Origin of the sequence: Pseudomonas sp. SMSB3 (assembly GCF_052041965.1) — a bacterium.
GTDB lineage: Bacteria > Pseudomonadota > Gammaproteobacteria > Pseudomonadales > Pseudomonadaceae > Aquipseudomonas.
Genome location: NZ_JBKGGV010000011.1, coordinates 18,765 through 34,797, shown reverse-complemented (window position 1 = coordinate 34,797; position 16,033 = coordinate 18,765). Strand labels below are relative to the sequence as shown.

At 64.0% G+C, this 16,033-nt stretch carries 18 protein-coding genes and 1 pseudogene; 10 read left to right on the top strand and 9 right to left on the bottom strand.

From position 1 onward, the window contains the following. Window positions 1-24 precede the first annotated feature (24 nt). The 3 genes and pseudogenes from ACLEJW_RS17715 (at window position 25) to ACLEJW_RS17705 (ending at window position 3,474) form a co-directional block, all read left to right on the top strand. A complete protein-coding gene (locus ACLEJW_RS17715) occupies window positions 25-1,422 on the top strand; it encodes a PLP-dependent aminotransferase family protein (RefSeq protein ID WP_440777976.1) in 1,398 nt (465 codons plus the stop codon). A 39-nt stretch (window positions 1,423-1,461) separates the two neighbouring features. Further along, window positions 1,462-2,613 (top strand): annotated as a pseudogene (locus ACLEJW_RS17710) (HAMP domain-containing protein); the annotation flags it as partial. Further along, window positions 2,602-3,474, top strand: a complete 873-nt coding sequence (locus ACLEJW_RS17705) for a methyl-accepting chemotaxis protein (protein WP_371921300.1) — start codon at window positions 2,602-2,604, stop codon at window positions 3,472-3,474. The pseudogene ACLEJW_RS17710 and the gene ACLEJW_RS17705, both read left to right, overlap by 12 nt. A 111-nt stretch (window positions 3,475-3,585) precedes the next feature. Here ACLEJW_RS17705 and ACLEJW_RS17700 read toward each other — a convergent pair whose 3' ends face one another. Beyond that, window positions 3,586-4,776, bottom strand: a complete 1,191-nt coding sequence (locus ACLEJW_RS17700) for a benzoate/H(+) symporter BenE family transporter (RefSeq protein ID WP_440777975.1) — start codon at window positions 4,774-4,776, stop codon at window positions 3,586-3,588. A gap of 147 nt (window positions 4,777-4,923) precedes the next feature. Between ACLEJW_RS17700 and ACLEJW_RS17695 the strand changes: the two genes are divergently transcribed. Beyond that, entirely contained in the window at window positions 4,924-5,526 is a 603-nt protein-coding gene (locus tag ACLEJW_RS17695; protein ID WP_440777974.1) for a glutathione S-transferase family protein, read from the top strand. 20 nt (window positions 5,527-5,546) lie between these two features. Here the strand turns inward: ACLEJW_RS17695 and ACLEJW_RS17690 are convergent, their stop codons facing one another. The 5 genes from ACLEJW_RS17690 to ACLEJW_RS17670 form a co-directional block, all read right to left on the bottom strand. Continuing rightward, window positions 5,547-5,912, bottom strand: coding sequence for a glutaredoxin family protein (locus tag ACLEJW_RS17690; RefSeq protein ID WP_440777973.1), 366 nt, complete (start codon window positions 5,910-5,912; stop codon window positions 5,547-5,549). Between the two features lie 58 nt (window positions 5,913-5,970). After that, a complete protein-coding gene (gene folE / locus ACLEJW_RS17685) occupies window positions 5,971-6,516 on the bottom strand; it encodes a GTP cyclohydrolase I FolE (RefSeq protein WP_440777972.1) in 546 nt (181 codons plus the stop codon). 70 nt (window positions 6,517-6,586) lie between these two features. Next, window positions 6,587-7,147 (bottom strand): Smr/MutS family protein, encoded by a 561-nt coding sequence (locus ACLEJW_RS17680; RefSeq protein WP_145192082.1) that lies wholly within the window; start codon window positions 7,145-7,147, stop codon window positions 6,587-6,589. An 85-nt stretch (window positions 7,148-7,232) separates the two neighbouring features. Beyond that, the gene (locus ACLEJW_RS17675; protein WP_145192079.1) at window positions 7,233-7,553 is read right to left on the bottom strand and encodes a hypothetical protein; all 321 of its coding nucleotides are present in this window, start codon (window positions 7,551-7,553) and stop codon (window positions 7,233-7,235) included. 89 nt (window positions 7,554-7,642) lie between these two features. Then, complete coding sequence (locus ACLEJW_RS17670; RefSeq protein ID WP_145192077.1) at window positions 7,643-8,233, bottom strand: cysteine hydrolase family protein; 591 nt, start codon at window positions 8,231-8,233, stop codon at window positions 7,643-7,645. A 179-nt stretch (window positions 8,234-8,412) separates the two neighbouring features. On the opposite strand from ACLEJW_RS17670, the gene prmB reads away from it, so the two are divergent. Beyond that, window positions 8,413-9,321, top strand: coding sequence for a 50S ribosomal protein L3 N(5)-glutamine methyltransferase (prmB, locus tag ACLEJW_RS17665; protein WP_440777971.1), 909 nt, complete (start codon window positions 8,413-8,415; stop codon window positions 9,319-9,321). Window positions 9,322-9,355: 34 nt separating this feature from the next. On the opposite strand, the gene ACLEJW_RS17660 is transcribed toward prmB, so the two are convergent. Then, entirely contained in the window at window positions 9,356-10,144 is a 789-nt protein-coding gene (locus ACLEJW_RS17660; RefSeq protein WP_313458831.1) for a hypothetical protein, read from the bottom strand. 142 nt (window positions 10,145-10,286) lie between these two features. Next, window positions 10,287-11,249: an alpha/beta hydrolase gene (locus ACLEJW_RS17655; protein ID WP_440777970.1), complete on the bottom strand. Its 963-nt coding sequence runs from the start codon at window positions 11,247-11,249 to the stop codon at window positions 10,287-10,289. 125 nt (window positions 11,250-11,374) lie between these two features. Here ACLEJW_RS17655 and aroC point away from each other — a divergent pair, with 125 nt between their 5' ends. The 3 genes from aroC (at window position 11,375) to ACLEJW_RS17640 (ending at window position 14,246) form a co-directional block, all read left to right on the top strand. Continuing rightward, entirely contained in the window at window positions 11,375-12,466 is a 1,092-nt protein-coding gene (gene aroC / locus ACLEJW_RS17650) for a chorismate synthase (RefSeq protein WP_145192066.1), read from the top strand. An 89-nt stretch (window positions 12,467-12,555) separates the two neighbouring features. Further along, complete coding sequence (locus ACLEJW_RS17645) at window positions 12,556-13,713, top strand: MFS transporter (protein WP_313296063.1); 1,158 nt, start codon at window positions 12,556-12,558, stop codon at window positions 13,711-13,713. Next, on the top strand, window positions 13,710-14,246 hold the full coding sequence (locus ACLEJW_RS17640; protein ID WP_313458839.1) for an oxidase: 537 nt from the start codon (window positions 13,710-13,712) through the stop codon (window positions 14,244-14,246). Before ACLEJW_RS17645 ends, ACLEJW_RS17640 begins: the two co-directional genes overlap by 4 nt. Before the next feature lie 121 nt (window positions 14,247-14,367). Here ACLEJW_RS17640 and ACLEJW_RS17635 read toward each other — a convergent pair whose 3' ends face one another. Further along, window positions 14,368-14,640 carry a DUF3509 domain-containing protein gene (locus ACLEJW_RS17635; protein ID WP_054883680.1) on the bottom strand — a complete coding sequence of 91 codons (273 nt, stop codon included), beginning with the start codon at window positions 14,638-14,640 and terminating at the stop codon, window positions 14,368-14,370. A 269-nt stretch (window positions 14,641-14,909) separates the two neighbouring features. Here ACLEJW_RS17635 and ACLEJW_RS17630 point away from each other — a divergent pair, with 269 nt between their 5' ends. Continuing rightward, on the top strand, window positions 14,910-15,434 hold the full coding sequence (locus tag ACLEJW_RS17630; RefSeq protein ID WP_440777969.1) for an ankyrin repeat domain-containing protein: 525 nt from the start codon (window positions 14,910-14,912) through the stop codon (window positions 15,432-15,434). Window positions 15,435-15,491: 57 nt separating this feature from the next. After that, entirely contained in the window at window positions 15,492-16,022 is a 531-nt protein-coding gene (locus tag ACLEJW_RS17625; protein ID WP_440777968.1) for a hypothetical protein, read from the top strand. Window positions 16,023-16,033: the final 11 nt, after the last annotated feature.

Below are 16,033 nucleotides of genomic sequence, written 5' to 3'. Positions count from 1 at the left end.
CCGAAATTGACAAACACCTAGCCCATGCACTTTTCCCTTGATCGCTTGAGCCCAACCCCGCTGGTGCGACAGCTGACCGAGCACCTGCAAGCCTGGATCGAACATCAGCGCTTGCGCCCCGGTGCGCGTTTGCCATCGATCCGGGCCCTGGCCCGCGAGCAAGCGGTCAGCGCCTCGTGCGTGATCGAGGCTTACGACCGTCTGGTCGCCGGCGGCTGGTTGGAGGCCCGTCATGGCAGCGGGTTTTTCGTCGCCGCGCGCAAAGATCTCAGCGTCCATGACGCTTTGCCTGTGTGGGGGGAGAGTAACGAGGGTAGCTGGCGGCAGTTTCGCGAAGGCCATGAGCAGATGCTCAAGCTTGGCTGCGGCTGGTTGCCCAACAGCTGGCGTGCCGAGGCCGAGCTGGCCCAGGCGATTCGTCAAGTCAGCCGCGGCGATGCGCAGGACCTGTTCGACTATTGCCCGCCCCAGGGCCTGGCCAGCCTGCGCCAGCAGGTGCACAAGCGTCTGGCGCGATTGGACATCGCTGCCGCTCCCGAGCGTATCCTCACCACGCAAGGCGCCAGCCACGCGCTCGATCTGCTGGTACGCACGCTGCTGCGCCCAGGCGATAGCGTGCTGGTGGAAAACCCCGGTTACTACAACCTGTTCAACCTGCTGCGCCAGCAGCAGGTGACGATGTTGGCCCTGCCACGCACGGCCTGCGGCCCGGACCTCGAAGTGCTCGAGCACCTGCTGATGCGCCATCGCCCACGCTGCCTGTTCATCAACAGCCTGTACCACAACCCGACCGGCACCAGCCTTGCGCCCAAGGTGGCCTACCGCTTGTTGGAACTTGCCCGTGAACACGACCTGCGAATAGTCGAAGACGATATCTATGCCGACTTCCAGCAGGGCCCGGCCACACGTCTGGCGACCCTCGACAGCGAGCAGCGGGTGATCTACCTAGGGAGCTTTTCCAAGACCTTGAGCAGCTCGCTGCGGGTGGGCTACCTGCTCGCCGACGACGCGCTGATCGCACGTACGGCCGAGCTGAAGATGGTCAGTGGCATTGGTACCTCGCGCTTCGCCGAACAAGTGGTCAGCCACATGCTGGGCAATGGCAGCTACCGCAAGCACGTGCAGCGGTTGAACGTACGGCTTGGCCAGCACATGGCCAAGCTTCTGGCGCAACTCGAGCAGTATGGCTGGCAGGTGTTCTGCGAGCCGTACGGCGGGATGTTCGTCTGGGCCCGTGTGGCAGGGCAGGATTTTGCCAGTCTCGAGCGTCTGGCCTTGCAGCACGAGGTCTTGCTCACCCCCGGCAGCGCCTTCGATTACCAGGGCACCGCCAGCGACTGGCTGCGCATCAATGTCGCCTATGGGCAGGACGCCCGGGCCCAACGGTTCTTTCAGCACGCAGTACGACCTTCAGCTAGCTGATCGCGACACACTCATAGCCATTTGACACCATTTGTCCGCATGCCCCTTGTGGGTCGCTGCGCAAGCGCGCCACGCTTGCGCTTGGCAAACCTTCGGGGAAGGGGATCGGCGATGGCGGCGAGCGGGCGCGGTATTCTGGCCAACCTGGGCATGGCCCGTAAGTTGGCGCTGGGTTTTGCCTTGGTGTTGCTGCTCACCGTAGCGGTGGCGGCCATCGGTGTCGCCGCGCTGCACAGCGTGGGTCAACGCTTCGAGGGCTTGCGTCAGCTCAGCCAGTTCAACACCGACCTGCTGCGCCTGCGCGCGCATGAGCAGGCCTTTGCCTTGCGCTCCGACGCCAAGGAGGCCGACGCACTGCGCAGTGGCCTGCAGGGGCTGATCGAGCGCGCCCGCGGCCTGCCTGCACTGGCCGCTGCCGAAGCCGACCTGAGCGCCTATGCTCAGGCCTTTGAAGCCTTTGTCCAGGCGGTACAGGCCAAGGAGCTCGCGCTGGACACCGCCAGTTGGTCGGTCTCGAGCGTTGCCAACAACCTCGATGTGCTGCAGGCCGGGCTCGCCGACGACGGCACCTACACGCTCAAGCAGTCCCAGGGCCAGCAAGGCAGTGAATTTCTCGAACAGGCCACGCAGGTGGCCCAGGTTTCGCGTTTGATGCTGCAGGCCATGGACGAAGCCCGGGTGCGTCTGGAGCAGAGCCGCAAGGGCGAACAGCCAGACGGCCAGGGTCGTATTGCACAGACGCTCGAAGCTGCGCAGTTGGTCGAGCAACTCAAGGCTGCGGTGACTGACCCTGGGTATCAGAGCGTGCTTGGCGAGGTGGCCGGGCACATCGCCAGTTTCTCCGAAAAGCTCAACGAATACACCGATCTGCTCGGCCAGGAGCAGGGTATCAAGACCCAGCTGCAAGCGCGTGCCGAGCAGGTCACAGGCCAGGTCGACCGCGCCTACGCCGCCGAGCAGCAAGAGATGCAGGCGCAACTTACCCGCAACAGCCTGGCCATTGTCCTGGCCACTGCGCTGGCCCTGTTGGTCGGCCTGCTCGCCGCCTGGCTGATCCCGCGCGCCGTGATCGGGCCGCTCAAACGGGTGATTGCGCGGGCCCAACGCATTGCCGCTGGCGAATTGAGCGTCGAGCAAGAGGCCGCGCGTCATGATGAAGTCGGGCAGTTGACCCAGGCCATGCAGCAGATGGCAGCGGGTTTGTCGGGCGTGGTCAGCGGCTTGCAGCAGGGCATCGAGCAATTGGCCGGCAGCGCCCAGGCGCTCTCGGCGGTTACCGAGCAGACCAACCGTGAAGTCGGCAGCCAAAAGGAAGAAACCGAGCAGGTGGCCACTGCCATGCAACAGATGACCGCCACCGTGCACGACGTGGCGCGTAATGCCGAACAGGCTGCCCAGGCTGCGCAGGCGGCCGATGACACGGTCGACGCTGGCCAGCGCGTGGTGCGTCAGAGCATGCAGCGCATCGAGCAACTGGCGAGCGCTGCTGAAACCGCGAGCGAAGGCATCGACAGTCTGAGCGCAGAAATCCACACCATTGGCGATGTGCTGGCGGTGATCAAGAGCGTGGCCGAGCAGACCAACCTGCTGGCCCTCAATGCCGCCATCGAAGCTGCCCGAGCCGGTGAGCAGGGGCGGGGTTTCGCGGTAGTGGCCGATGAGGTGCGGGCGCTGGCCCGGCGTACCCGCCAGAGCACCGATGAAATCGAACGGTTGGTGGCCAGCCTGCGCGGCAATGCCGAGCAATCAGTGGCGCAGATCCGTGGCAGTGCCGAGCTGGTGCGTCTGGCGGTGACCGATGCGCTGCACACCGAAAGCGCGCTGGGCAGCATTGCCTCGGCCGTGTCGCTGATCCAGCAGATGAACCAACAGATCGCCGCCGCCGCCGAGCAGCAGAGCTCGGTAGCCGAAGAGATCAGCCGCAGCGTGACGCAGATTCGCGGCAGCGCCGACCAGGCGGCGCTGGCGATGCAGGACAATGCCCGTTCCAGCATCGAACTGGCGCAACTGGGCAATGACCTCAAGGGCATGGTCGGTCACTTCAGGCTTTGAGGGTTTCTGCCTTGCTGAATAGCTTATGCCCAGGACGACGTTGCAGGCGCAAAGGGCCTTTGTTTCGAGCGTGAGCGCGTATTTTTTACCCGCAATATGCCCATCAAGGCTTCATGCCCTGCGCGGATTGAGGATCAGCAACGTCACCACCCCTGCGACGATCCCCCAGAACGCCGAGCCGATCGAGAACAGGGTCAGCCCGGAGGCCGTCACCATGAACGTGATCAACGCCGCCTCCCGCTCCTTGGCCTCGCTCATGGCCACGGTCAGCCCGTTCATGATCGAACCGAACAGCGCCAGTGCCGCAATCGACAGCACCAACTCCGTGGGCAACGCGGCAAACAACGCCGCCAAGGTGGCGCTGAAGGTGCCGGCGATGCCGTAGAACACGCCGCACCATACCGCTGCCGTATAACGCTTGCGCTTGTCTTCGTGGGCGTGCGGGCCAGTGCAGATCGCCGCACTGATCGCGGCCAGGTTGACCCCGTGCGCACCGAACGGCGCCAACAGCAGTGAGGCCAGGCCCGTGGTGGTGATCAGCGGCGATGCCGGCACCTGGTAACCATCGGCCCGCAACACCGCCACGCCCGGCATGTTCTGCGAGGTCATGGCGACCACGAACAGCGGGATGCCGATGCTGATGGTCGCTGCCAGCGAGAAGCTCGGGCTGGTCCACACCGGCGTCGCTACCTCCAGTCGAAAATCACTGAAGTCCAGCAATCCCAGTGCCCCCGATAGACCGCTACCCACCACCAGCGCAGCCAGCACGCAGTAGCGCGGCGACACGCGCTTGATCAGCAGGTAAGTGAAGAACATGCCCAACACCAGCACGGTGCGGTGCTGGGCCGCGACGAAGATCTCGCTGCCGATCTTGAACAAGATACCGGCCAGCAGAGCCGATGCCAGCGATGCCGGAATGCGCTTGACCAGCCGCTCGAAGCTGCCGGTCAGGCCGCAGACCACCACCAGCAGCGCGCAGGTGATGTATGCCCCGATGGCCTCGCCATAACTCACCCCGCCCAGGCTGGTGATCAACAGTGCGGCGCCCGGTGTGGACCAGGCCACGGTGATCGGCGTGCGGTAGCGCAATGACAAGCCGATGCTGCATACCGCCATGCCCATCGACAGCGCCCAGATCCACGACGAGATCTGCCCGCTGCTCAAGCCGGCCGCCTGGCCGGCCTGAAACATCAGTACCAGCGAGCTGGTGTAGCCGGTCAGCATGGCGATGAAGCCTGCCACCAATGCAGAAGCCGAAGTGTCTGCCAGGGGCCGCAAAGGCGCGGAGGTGGCGTCGTTCATGGGCGCAGGTCCTTGTCCAGATGTAAGCATTTTTTTCAGCCTAGCGCGCATGCGCTCGATCATTGCCATACAGCAGGCATTGCTTTTAGCCGTACAGTCGCCAACTATTGGGCGAATGTGCGCAATTGCGTGGAAAGGGGAAGGGCGATGTTCAAGGTGTATGGCGACTACCAATCGGGCAACTGCTACAAGGTCAAGCTGATGCTCAGCCTGCTCGACCGCCCGTATGAGTGGCACGCGGTGGATATTCTCAAGGGCGAAACCGAAACCGCGGAATTTCTGGCCATGAACCCCAACGGCAAGGTGCCGGTGCTCAAGCTCGAGGACGGGACTTGCCTATGGGAATCGAACGCCATCCTCAACTACCTGGCGGACGGCAGCGAATATCTGCCCACCGAGGCGCGGCTGCGTACCCAGGTGCTGCAGTGGCAGTTCTTCGAGCAGTACAGCCACGAGCCGTATATCGCCGTGGCGCGGTTCATCCAGTTCTACCTGGGCCTGCCCGATGCGCGCGTTGAGGAATACCGCAAATTGCACAAAGGCGGTTACAAGGCACTCAAGGTGATGGAGCGCCAACTGCAGATGACGCCTTACCTGGTGGGCGAGCAGTACTCGATCGCCGACGTTGCGCTGTATGCCTATACCCATGTCGCCCACCAGGGCGGTTTCGACCTGAGCGATTACCCGGCCGTACGCGCCTGGCTGGCGCGTGTGGCCAGCCATCCTCGGCATGTGCCCATGGTCGAGTGAACCGCTGAACCGCGCTTGGCTCAGGCGAAGCGCTGGTCCAGGTAGGCGATGATCGCCTTGGATTCATACATCCAGGTGACCTCGCCGTTTTCTTCGATGCGCAGGCATGGCACTTTCACTCGGCCACCGCCTTCGAGCAGGGCCTGGCGATGCGCGGGGTCGTGCTTGGCATCGCGCAAGGCCACCGGCACGTTCAAGCGGTGCAGGGTGCGGCGGGTCTTCACGCAGAACGGGCAGGCGTGGAACTGGTAGAGCGCAAGGCGCTTGGCCTCCTGCTCGACTTGCGCTTGAGCGGCGGCATCGCGCTTGCGCTTGGCTGGGCGGCTGATCCAGTCGCCGAACACGATGAGCTGGCCGAGGCCGACCCGCAGGGCTTTGACGATCATGGGCTACTCCTGAAATGCACAAGCCGACCCCTGGGGGCCGGCTCGGGTCTGGCGCCGATCACTTGATCAGGCTGAGGAACTCGCTGCGCGTGGCGGCATTGTCACGGAACTCACCGAGCATCACCGAGGTGAGCATGGTCGAGTTCTGCTTCTCGACACCGCGCATCATCATGCACATGTGCTTGGCTTCGATCACCACGGCAACGCCGGCAGCGCCGGTCACCTGCTGCACGGCATCGGCGATCTGCCGGCTGAGGTTTTCCTGAATCTGCAACCGGCGGGCGTACATGTCGACGATCCGCGCGACCTTGGACAGGCCGAGCACCTTGCCCTTGGGCAGGTACGCCACGTGAGCCTTGCCAATGAACGGCAGCATGTGGTGTTCGCACATCGAGTACAGCTCGATGTCCCGGACCAGCACCATCTCGCTGTTATCGGAAGTGAACAGCGCGCCGTTGGTGACTTCTTCCAGCGTCTGCTCATAACCGCGGCAAAGGTACTTCATCGCCTTTGCAGCCCGCTTGGGCGTGTCGAGCAGGCCCTCACGGGAGACGTCCTCGCCGATCTGGCCAAGGATCTCGGTGTAGTTCTGTTCCAGGGACATGTATCTACCTGTGGGAAAAATCGCAAAAAAGGAAGGGTAAGGCGGCGCGGGCGGCGCTGCAAGCACGGCGTTACTCGTCGCGGCCTTCCATCATGGTTCGCTTGAGCATGACATACACAGCCCCAGTGCCACCGTGACGCGCCTGACACGAGGTGAATCCCAGCACCTGGGGATGCTGGCGCAGCCAGGTGTTGACGTGGCTCTTGATCATCGGGCGCTTGCCGTCCAGGCGCGCGGCCTTGCCGTGGGTGACCCGCACGCAACGCACTTCCAGCTGGGTGGCTTCGGCGATGAAGGCCCACAAGGTTTCGCGTGCCTTCTCGACACTCATGCCATGCAGGTCGAGGCTACCCTCGAAGGCAATCTGGCCGAGCTTGAGCTTGCGGATCTGGGTTTCCTGCACGCCGTCGCGGCGCCACATCAGCTCGTCTTCGGCACCGACGTCGATCACGAACTGGTCGGACAGGCCGTCGATCACCAGCGCCTGATCGCTGCGCACGGTCGCGGCCTGGCGCAGGCCAGCCAACTGCTTGCGGTCGGTTTTCGGTTTGCCCACCTCGGCGCGATCGTGCTTGATCGGCTTGACGCCGCGCACTTCGGCACTGAACAGGGAAAAATCGTCGTCTTGCATGGTGCCTCCACGTGGGCGGCGTAGTTTACGCGATCAGCCTGGTGGCGTCAGTACCAGGCGTTTTGCGAGGCAACCCGGCAAACCATCAATCATGCTTTTTCATCAGGTGCGGCGACAGGTTCAGTTCACGGCCGCGGCGCAGACGGATGCGGCTGCGCCGCCAGAAGCGCACGCCGAAGTACAGCATCAGCAACCCGGCGCCGGCAACGATCGCCGCCAATGGGCGATTGGCGTTCAGTTCGGCCAGCGCTGCGTAGTTGCCCAGCAGCCCGGCGAAACCAGCCATGACCAGCAAGATGCCCAATGTCGCGATGAGGGCCGCCAGGCCAGCGGCGATGCGTGCAGCCCAATTGGCCGGTTGGCGCTGGCGCAGACGCTTGGCGTCGAAACTGCCTTTGAGCTTCATTTCAGTTTCCTCGGTGGACCTGCGCAATTGGACTCGAACCCGGCCTTGCGGTTCCGCCCGGTGGCCGGGCGGCACGGGGCCGCGAAGGCTCAGATCAGGCTGGCGGTGGGGGCGACGCAGGCGAAGTTGTCGGCCATCACGGCCATTTCGCAGGCGTGGATCTGGGCGGCTGGGATCACCTGGTCCTTGAGCGCCAGGTCACGGGTTGCCGAGGCGTCCTCGACCAGGGTGCAACGGTAACCGTAGTCCTTGGCCCGGCGCACCGTGGTGCTGACGCTCGAGTGGCTCATGAAGCCGCACACGATCAGGTCCAGGTGCCCCAGGCCTTGCAGGGTGTCGTGCAGCTTGGTGTTCTTGAAGGCGTTGGGCATGCGCTTTTCGATGACGATCTCGCCGTCTTGCGGCTCCAGGCCAGGGATGAACTCACCGGCCGGGCCCTGCGGATCGAAACGCCCGCCAACGGTGCCGAGGTGGCGAACATGGATGATCGGACGGCCAGCCTGGCGGGCGGCGTCGAGCAACCGGGCGATGTTGGCCACGGCCTCGTCCATGCCCGACAGTTGCAGGGGACCACTGAGGTACTCCTTCTGCGCATCGATGATGATCAGGCTGGCTTGGCTCAGCTTGGCCGGCGGGTAATCGCGGCCAGTGAGGCGGAACATCGTGGTTGGAACGGACATCAAGGGCTCCTTGGGTAGGGCTTTTGTGGACCTATTCTCCTCTGCCTTGACGCCAATGGGAATGGTTGACAACGCAAGCGGCGTGATTACTGGCCTGTGGCCAACCATCGGGTCATCGGCAGGAACATTTGTGCGGGTTGGGCTGTTAGACTTTTGTACGGTCTGAATAGGAGTACCCCGTGATCACATCCCGTCTGCGCACGCTGCGCGACCACATTCGCTGGGCGGTCAGCCGCTTCCACGAGCACGAACTGTTCTTCGGCCACGGTGCCGACAATGCCTGGGACGAAGCGCGCCTGCTGGTACTCGGTGCGGTGCACCTGCCGTGGGAAATCGCCGACAGCTACCTGGACTGCCAGCTCGAGGACGACGAGCGGGTACGCCTGCAACACCTGCTCAAGCGCCGCATCGAAGACCGCGTACCCACCGCCTACCTGTTGGGCGAAGCCTGGTTCTGCGGCATGTCGTTCATCGTCGATGAGCGCGTACTGGTGCCCCGTTCACCGATCGGCGAGCTGCTGGAAAAACGCTGCGAGCCGTGGCTTGCCAGCGAGCCTGCGCGCATTCTCGACCTGTGCACCGGTTCAGGCTGCATCGGCATCGTCGCCGCCGAGGTGTTCCCGCAGGCCGAAGTGGTGTTGGCCGACCTGTCTTTCGACGCGCTTGAAGTGGCTAACCAGAACATCGAGCGCCACGGCCTGGAAGAGCGCGTATTCACCGTGCAAGGTGACGGCTTTGCCGGCTTGCCGGGCCAGCGCTTCGACCTGATCGTGTCGAACCCGCCTTACGTCGACGCCGAAGATTTCGGCGACATGCCGGCTGAGTATCACCACGAGCCGGCGATGGGCCTGGCGTGTGGCAACGATGGCCTTGATCTGGTGCGGCGCATGCTCGCCGAGGCGGCCGATCACCTGACCGAAAAAGGTTTGCTGATTGTCGAAGTCGGCAACAGCCAGGTGCACGTCGAGGCGCTGTACCCGGAGGTGGACTTCGCCTGGCTTGAGTTCGAGCGCGGCGGGCACGGGGTGTTCATGCTCACCGCCGAGCAGTGCCGCGCCCATCAGGGGTTGTTCGAGGCGCGCATCTGAAGACCACCCGGCCCGCAAGGCGGCGCCAGCCGCCTTAGCGCGTGGCGATCCAGATCAGCAAGCCTGCCTGGAACACCGCAAAGGCCACCAGGCAGGTAATGGTGAAGCGCAGCCCGCTGTCTTCCCGGCGGTATTTGGCTACGCGCTCATCGCGTTCGCGCAGTTGTCCTTCTTTTTCCTGCAGCAGCTGTTCGGCCTGTTGCAGCATGCCCGCCGCTTCGAGAATGCCGACCTGCTGGACCTTTTCGGTGTTCCAGCCGCCCTTGAGTTGACTGACTGTGGTGTCCAGCGTGCGGCCCTTGAGGTGCTGCGGGTCGGCGTATTCCACCTCAAGCCCGGTGGCGGTCAGGAAGCGGTCGCGGCGCAGGCGGGTGTCTTCGTTGAGCGCGTCCTTGTTGGCCAGGGCGGTGCCTTCGACTCGATAATTCGACCAGCGCCGCTGCAGCCACTGCACCGCCTGGCCGAGCATGAAGCGGCCCAGCCCGCGGTTCAGCGGTTCCAGTTGCAGCCCGCTGTCGCCCCCAAGGGTGACCCGGCGTTCGGCATGGTCGACGCGTACGTCGAGCTGATTCTGCTCCTTGCGTACTTTTTGCCCTGGCAGGCGAATTTCCATGCGCAGCAGGCTATGGGCCTTGTCATGCCGCTCGGCATAGGCGAATTCGACGAAGCGCAGTGGCCGCCCGCCGCTGTTGCGGTCGGTGGTCAGCGGCGCCAGGCGCAGCAGCTGGAAGTGCTCCACCACCAGGTCGGCCCAAGGCAGGGCGGCAGGTTCCGGGGCGTGCGGCTCTTCGGCCGGTTCGACGGCAGCGGTGGCATCGGTCATCTAGGCGTTTCCTCATGGACGGGCGGCGCTGAACTGACGCGCGCCGGGCAGCAACTGCCGGCGAACGCGCAAATGGGCCATGCAGCGGCCCGGATGCAGCACCAATACCGCGTTATCGGCAGCGTTCGCCGATGATTGAGGGCTAAGCCGATGGCAGCTGGCGAATGAAGCTGACCACCCGCTCGCCGAGTTCGCGTGCCAGCGGCAGCTCTGGGTTCAGGTAACTGTCGCGCTGCAGGTGCATGTCCTTGGGGCTGATACGCAGCATGTGGTTCATGCCGTCGATCAGCACCAGCTCGGCATCGGGCTTGGCCGCTTTCAGGCGTTCGGCGTCGGCGACATCGACCTGCACGTCATTGCGCCCCTGGACGATCAGCGCCGGCATCGGCAAGCGGCCGAACGCCTGCGCCGGGTCCTGCTGCAGCAAGGTGATCAGGTAGGGCTGCACGCTGGGGCGAAACACCTGACGCAGCGGAGCAGGCACGTCCAGGCTGGTCTGCCCGGCCTGCAGGCGCTCGAGCAGGGCGCTGCCAGCGGCCAACTGAGCCGGTGGCAGACGCTGGGCCAGTTGCTCGCGCAACACCTCGGCCAGCGGCCGGCCCATGCCGGCCAGGGTAATCACCGCACTGGCCCCGGCCCGCTCGGCGGCCAGGCTGGCGATCAGCGCGCCTTCGCTGTGGCCCACCAGGATCAGCTGGCCGAAGCGCGGATCGGCCTTGAGCTTGCGGCTCCAGGCGACCACGTCGTCGACATAGCGCTGCACGCTCAGGTTGCGCTCATCCGGGGTCGCCGGCTGGCTGGCGGCGACCCCACGCTTGTCATAGCGCACGCTGGCGATGTGTTCGTTGGCCAGCAACAAGGCCAGACGCTTGAGGTTGTCGACCTTGCCCCCGGCCGGGTTGTTGCCATCGCGGTCGGTCGGGCCCGAGCCTGCGATGATCAGCACCACCGGCGGCGGTGTGCCCTGCTGGGGCAACAACAGGCTGCCGTGCAGCACGCCCTGGCCGGTGTCCAGGTCGATGGGACGTTGCAGGACAGTGGGAGCGGCGGCCTGGGCCAGGCCAGTGCACAACAGGAGCAACAGGGCAACGAAACGCGGCATCATGCGGTACTACATGGGGAGGTGATTTTTCGACCTGGGCGGCGCGGGAAGGTTCTCCAGCACAGGCAGCCGAACCATCTGTATACTGCGCGCTTTCGATCACTTCAGGCTGATTTCGCGGAGCGCTCATGTCCGGCAATACCTACGGCAAGCTGTTCACTGTCACCACCGCTGGCGAAAGCCATGGACCGGCGTTGGTCGCCATTGTCGATGGGTGCCCACCGGGCCTGGAGATTTCCCTGGCCGACCTGCAGCACGATCTCGACCGGCGCAAGCCCGGCACCAGCCGGCATACCACCCAGCGCCAGGAAGCGGACGAAGTGGAAATCCTCTCCGGCGTGTTCGAGGGGCGCACCACTGGCTGCTCGATCGGGCTGTTGATCCGCAACACCGACCAGAAGTCCAAGGACTACTCGGCGATCAAGGACCTGTTCCGCCCCGCCCACGCCGACTACACCTACCACCACAAGTACGGCGTGCGCGACTACCGCGGCGGCGGGCGTAGCTCGGCGCGCGAAACCGCGATGCGGGTGGCGGCCGGTGCCATCGCCAAGAAATACCTGGCGACCCAGGGCATTCGGGTGCGCGGTTACATGAGCCAATTGGGCCCGATCGACATCCCGTTCAAGACCTGGGAGTCGGTCGAGCAGAACGCCTTCTTCAGCCCAGACCCAAGCAAGGTGCCGGAGCTTGAAGCGTACATGGACCAGCTGCGCCGCGATCAGGATTCGGTCGGGGCCAAGATCACCGTGGTCGCCGAAGGCGTGATGCCGGGCCTGGGCGAGCCGATCTTCGACCGTCTCGACGCCGAACTTGCCCACGCACTGATGAGCATCAACGCGGTCAAGGGTGTAGAAATCGGCGCAGGCTTCGCCAGCGTGGCCCAGCGCGGCACCGAACACCGCGACGAGCTGACGGCCGAGGGCTTTCTCAGCAACAACGCCGGTGGCATCCTCGGCGGCATCAGCTCGGGTCAGCCGATCGTGGCGCACCTGGCATTGAAACCGACCTCCAGCATCACCACCCCTGGGCGCTCGATCGACGTCCACGGCAACCCGGTCGATGTCATCACCAAGGGCCGTCACGACCCGTGCGTGGGCATTCGCGCCACGCCGATCGCCGAGGCCATGATGGCGATTGCGCTAATGGACCACCTGCTGCGCCATCGCGCGCAGAACGCCGACGTCAAGGTGGGTACGCCGGTGTTGCGTCAGCTCTGATACCGCCAGGTCCGATGCCTTCGCGCTCGTCTGAAGAGCGCCTGCAACTTGCGCTCAAGGGCTCGGACCGGCCACACAAGGCTTTGCCCATGCCTGCGATTCCCTACTGGCGGCTGTCCAGTTTCTACCTGTGCTATTTCGCGCTGCTGGGCGCCACGGCGCCGTTCCTGGCGTTGTATTTCGACCACCTGGGCTTTTCGGCGGCACGCATCGGCGAGCTGGTGGCCATCCCCATGCTGATGCGCTGCGTCGCGCCCAACCTGTGGGGCTGGCTCGGCGACCGCAGCGGTCAGCGCCTGTTGATCGTGCGCCTGGGCGCATTGGCCACCCTGGCGAGCTTTTCGCTGATCTTCTTCGGCACGAGCTACGCCTGGCTGGCGCTGGTCATGGCGCTGCACGCCTTCTTTTGGCATGCCGTACTGCCGCAGTTCGAAGTCATCACCCTGGCTCACCTGCATGGCCAGACGTCGCGCTACAGCCAGGTGCGGCTATGGGGCTCGATCGGCTTCATCATTACCGTGGTCGGGCTCGGGCGGCTGTTCGAATGGTTGAGCCTGGACATCTATCCGGTCGCGCTGGTGACCGTGATGGCCGCTATCGTCGCCGCCAGCCTGTGGGTACCTAACGCACACCCCGTCGAGCATGTCGAGCGGCCGGCGGCCGGCGGCTTTTTGCGCCAACTGGGCGCTCCGGGAGTGCTGGCGTTCTATGTGTGCGTGGCGTTGATGCAGCTGAGCCACGGGCCTTACTACACGTTTCTCACCCTGCACCTCGAGCATTTGGGCTACAGCCGGGGAGCCATCGGCCTGCTGTGGGCATTGGGCGTGGTTGCCGAAGTGCTGATGTTCATGCTCATGGGCCGGGTATTCGCCCGCTTCAGCGTGCAATCGGTATTGCTGGTCAGCTTCCTGCTGGCGGCATTGCGCTGGTTGCTGTTGGGCAATCTGGCCGATGAGCCGGTGGTGCTGATTGTCGCCCAGCTGCTGCACGCAGCCACCTTCGGTTGTTTCCACGCCGCAAGCATCGCCTTCGTCCAGTCCAGCTTCGGCGCGCGCCAGCAAGGGCAGGGGCAGGCGCTGTATGCCGCGCTGTCCGGCACCGGCGGCGCGCTGGGCGCGCTGTATTCAGGGTATAGCTGGAAACAGCTGGGGCCGGCCTTCACCTTTGGTATGGCCAGTGCCGCAGCGCTGGCTGCAGCCGTTATCATTGCCACTTGTTTGATTGCCACCAGGACCCGTAGCCGATGAGCATCCTTTGCGTTTTTCATGCGTCCAGCCCGGGCTTGCCGAACAAGGTGCTTACGCACCTGGACGACATCGCCAATACCCTGGCCCAGGCTGGCTTGACCTTCAGCCACACGCCGATCGAACTGCGCGTGCGTCCCGGCGGCAGCGACGCGCACGTGCTCGATGCCTGTCGCGTGCATCTCGACCAGCTGATGGACAGGCACGGGAGCGCGGCCTGCAGGCTAATCAACCGTGACGGTGTCGATGCTGCACAGGCGGATCTGCGCGCCGAGCACGTCATCGCCAGCGACGAGGTATTCGCGGTCGTCACGGGGCGTGCGCAACTGGCAGTGCGAGTGGAGGATTGGGTGTATGCGGTAGTGTGCGAGAAGGGCGATCAGTTGCTGGTGCCAGCAGGCGCTAGGCGTTGGATCGAGCTAGGGGATAACCCGTTCTGTGTGGCGGTGCGCTTGACCAAGGATGAGCAGGGCGCTCAACTGGCGTTCACGGGCGATGAATCAGCCCGGTTGTTTGCCGGAATCGATGAGTTTTAGTGTCTGACCGGGCCCTTCACGGGTAAGTCAGCTCCTACGCAGGTACCCCGCCATCCCTATGGGCACTGCAGTATCTGTGTAGGAGTTGATTCACATCGCGAAAGGCCGGTACAGACAAAACTCAACGGTAGGTCGGCAACGCGAAACGCTGCTGGCTTTGCAACATCGAAATAACGGGCAGCTCGCTGGCCTGTTCAGCCAGGTCCCGGCGGATTGCACTGATAGCCCAGGACAGCTGCTCGGCACTGTGCAGTTGTCCATAGGTCAGCACGCGGCGAGTGACTTTGCCATCGGCGGCGCGCAGGGTCAGCAGTACGCCACCATCAGGGCGAGGCTGGGTGGCGACTTGGTAGGCCGGGAACACCGAGACGAATTTTTCCTGGATGAGGTCCATATCAACTCCTGACTGTTAGGTTGGCAGACATGAGTGGATAGTTGCAGCGACCGTGCCAAAAATGGCGATCCGGTAAAACCCTTTAAAATCAGTTGGTTGAGAGAATTTTCAGAACCCCTTGCCGTGCAGCCTGCAAGGTCGTGCAATTTGCACAGTGCAATTTGCACGGGTCAGGCGTTTGTCTATCAGGCCCATAGATTCGGAACCTTTGACGGCAATGGCATGCCTGACAAAGACTTGGGCAACATTTACTACCAGGAGGTTCCCTCATGTCCGCACAACCCGCCGCCGTTGCCATGACCGAAGATGAAGCCGCAGCCTTTGCCGATCAAGTCTTCGAGCGTGCCCGCCAAGGCGATGCCCAGATGCTTGAACGCCTGCTGGCCAGCGGACTGCCCGCCAACCTGCGCAACCACAAGGGCGACACCCTGCTGATGCTGGCCAGCTACCGTGGCCACCACCAGGCCGTGCAGGTACTGCTGGCGCATGGGGCCGATCCCTTGATTGCCAACGACAATGGCCAGTTGCCGATCGCCGGCGCCGCCTTCAAGGGCGATATGGCGATGATTCGCTTGCTGCTCGACAGTGGCGTGCCGGTCGATGCTGCTGCTGAGGACGGGCGCACGGCATTGATGCTGGCGGCGATGTTCAACCGCCTCGAAATCCTCGACTATCTGCTGGACCAGGGCGCTGACCCAGCGCGCCAGGACGCGCGCGGTGCCACGGCGCTGATGGCGGCGCAGACCATGGGCGCGGTCGATGCGGCAGCTCGCCTGCAAGCGCTGGCCGGCTAACGGTTCGGGGGCTTTTGCGGCTATCCTTGGCGACTTTTCCGCGCCGCAGGTCCCTTCATGAAAATCCAGTTGCTCGAATTCATTCGCCTCATCGGCGCCGGTTGCATGCGCGATGAGGAGATCGAGCGCATCGCCGAGGAAGCCGTCCAGGCCTACGCCGATCCGGCCGCTTTCCTCGCCGCCAATCCTGATATCAACTACGACGACAGCTTCCCGATACCCCTCGGTGAATGGGTGGTGCTTGGCAGCTTGCCCGATACCGTGGTGTTTCAGGCCGACAGCTACCAGGAGCTGTTCCAGCACATCAGCGAGTCCTTCGACAAGAGCGTGCCGTTCACCCTCAAGCCCAAACAGCTGGCGCGCACCGAGCCTTTGACCGCTCTCAACCGCATCCAGGTGCAGATGGGCGCGTTGAACAAGGAAGCGGGCGGCTACGTGCTGCTCAATTTCAGCCAGCTATTGGATGACGAACTGCAAATGGTCATGGTCGGTCAGCAGGATCTGCAGCGTGTCCTGGACCTGGGCGCAGAGCTGGGTATCAAGGTCGAACCGGCACTGGAAGCGCTCAAGGTCGCGGTGCACGTCTGAGCCGCGGGGCT

Bases quoted from the DNA above. Each gene is read 5' to 3' on its own strand.
- ACLEJW_RS17715 (WP_440777976.1), top strand. From the start codon at position 25: ATGCACTTTTCCCTTGATCGCTTGAGCCCAACCCCGCTGGTGCGACAG.
- ACLEJW_RS17705 (WP_371921300.1), top strand. From the start codon at position 2,602: ATGCAGCAGATGGCAGCGGGTTTGTCGGGCGTGGTCAGCGGCTTGCAG.
- ACLEJW_RS17700 (WP_440777975.1), bottom strand. From the start codon at position 4,776: ATGAACGACGCCACCTCCGCGCCTTTGCGGCCCCTGGCAGACACTTCG.
- ACLEJW_RS17695 (WP_440777974.1), top strand. From the start codon at position 4,924: ATGTTCAAGGTGTATGGCGACTACCAATCGGGCAACTGCTACAAGGTC.
- ACLEJW_RS17690 (WP_440777973.1), bottom strand. From the start codon at position 5,912: ATGATCGTCAAAGCCCTGCGGGTCGGCCTCGGCCAGCTCATCGTGTTC.
- folE (WP_440777972.1), bottom strand. From the start codon at position 6,516: ATGTCCCTGGAACAGAACTACACCGAGATCCTTGGCCAGATCGGCGAG.
- ACLEJW_RS17680 (WP_145192082.1), bottom strand. From the start codon at position 7,147: ATGCAAGACGACGATTTTTCCCTGTTCAGTGCCGAAGTGCGCGGCGTC.
- ACLEJW_RS17675 (WP_145192079.1), bottom strand. From the start codon at position 7,553: ATGAAGCTCAAAGGCAGTTTCGACGCCAAGCGTCTGCGCCAGCGCCAA.
- ACLEJW_RS17670 (WP_145192077.1), bottom strand. From the start codon at position 8,233: ATGTCCGTTCCAACCACGATGTTCCGCCTCACTGGCCGCGATTACCCG.
- ACLEJW_RS17660 (WP_313458831.1), bottom strand. From the start codon at position 10,144: ATGACCGATGCCACCGCTGCCGTCGAACCGGCCGAAGAGCCGCACGCC.
- ACLEJW_RS17655 (WP_440777970.1), bottom strand. From the start codon at position 11,249: ATGATGCCGCGTTTCGTTGCCCTGTTGCTCCTGTTGTGCACTGGCCTG.
- aroC (WP_145192066.1), top strand. From the start codon at position 11,375: ATGTCCGGCAATACCTACGGCAAGCTGTTCACTGTCACCACCGCTGGC.
- ACLEJW_RS17645 (WP_313296063.1), top strand. From the start codon at position 12,556: ATGCCTGCGATTCCCTACTGGCGGCTGTCCAGTTTCTACCTGTGCTAT.
- ACLEJW_RS17640 (WP_313458839.1), top strand. From the start codon at position 13,710: ATGAGCATCCTTTGCGTTTTTCATGCGTCCAGCCCGGGCTTGCCGAAC.
- ACLEJW_RS17635 (WP_054883680.1), bottom strand. From the start codon at position 14,640: ATGGACCTCATCCAGGAAAAATTCGTCTCGGTGTTCCCGGCCTACCAA.
- ACLEJW_RS17630 (WP_440777969.1), top strand. From the start codon at position 14,910: ATGTCCGCACAACCCGCCGCCGTTGCCATGACCGAAGATGAAGCCGCA.
- ACLEJW_RS17625 (WP_440777968.1), top strand. From the start codon at position 15,492: ATGAAAATCCAGTTGCTCGAATTCATTCGCCTCATCGGCGCCGGTTGC.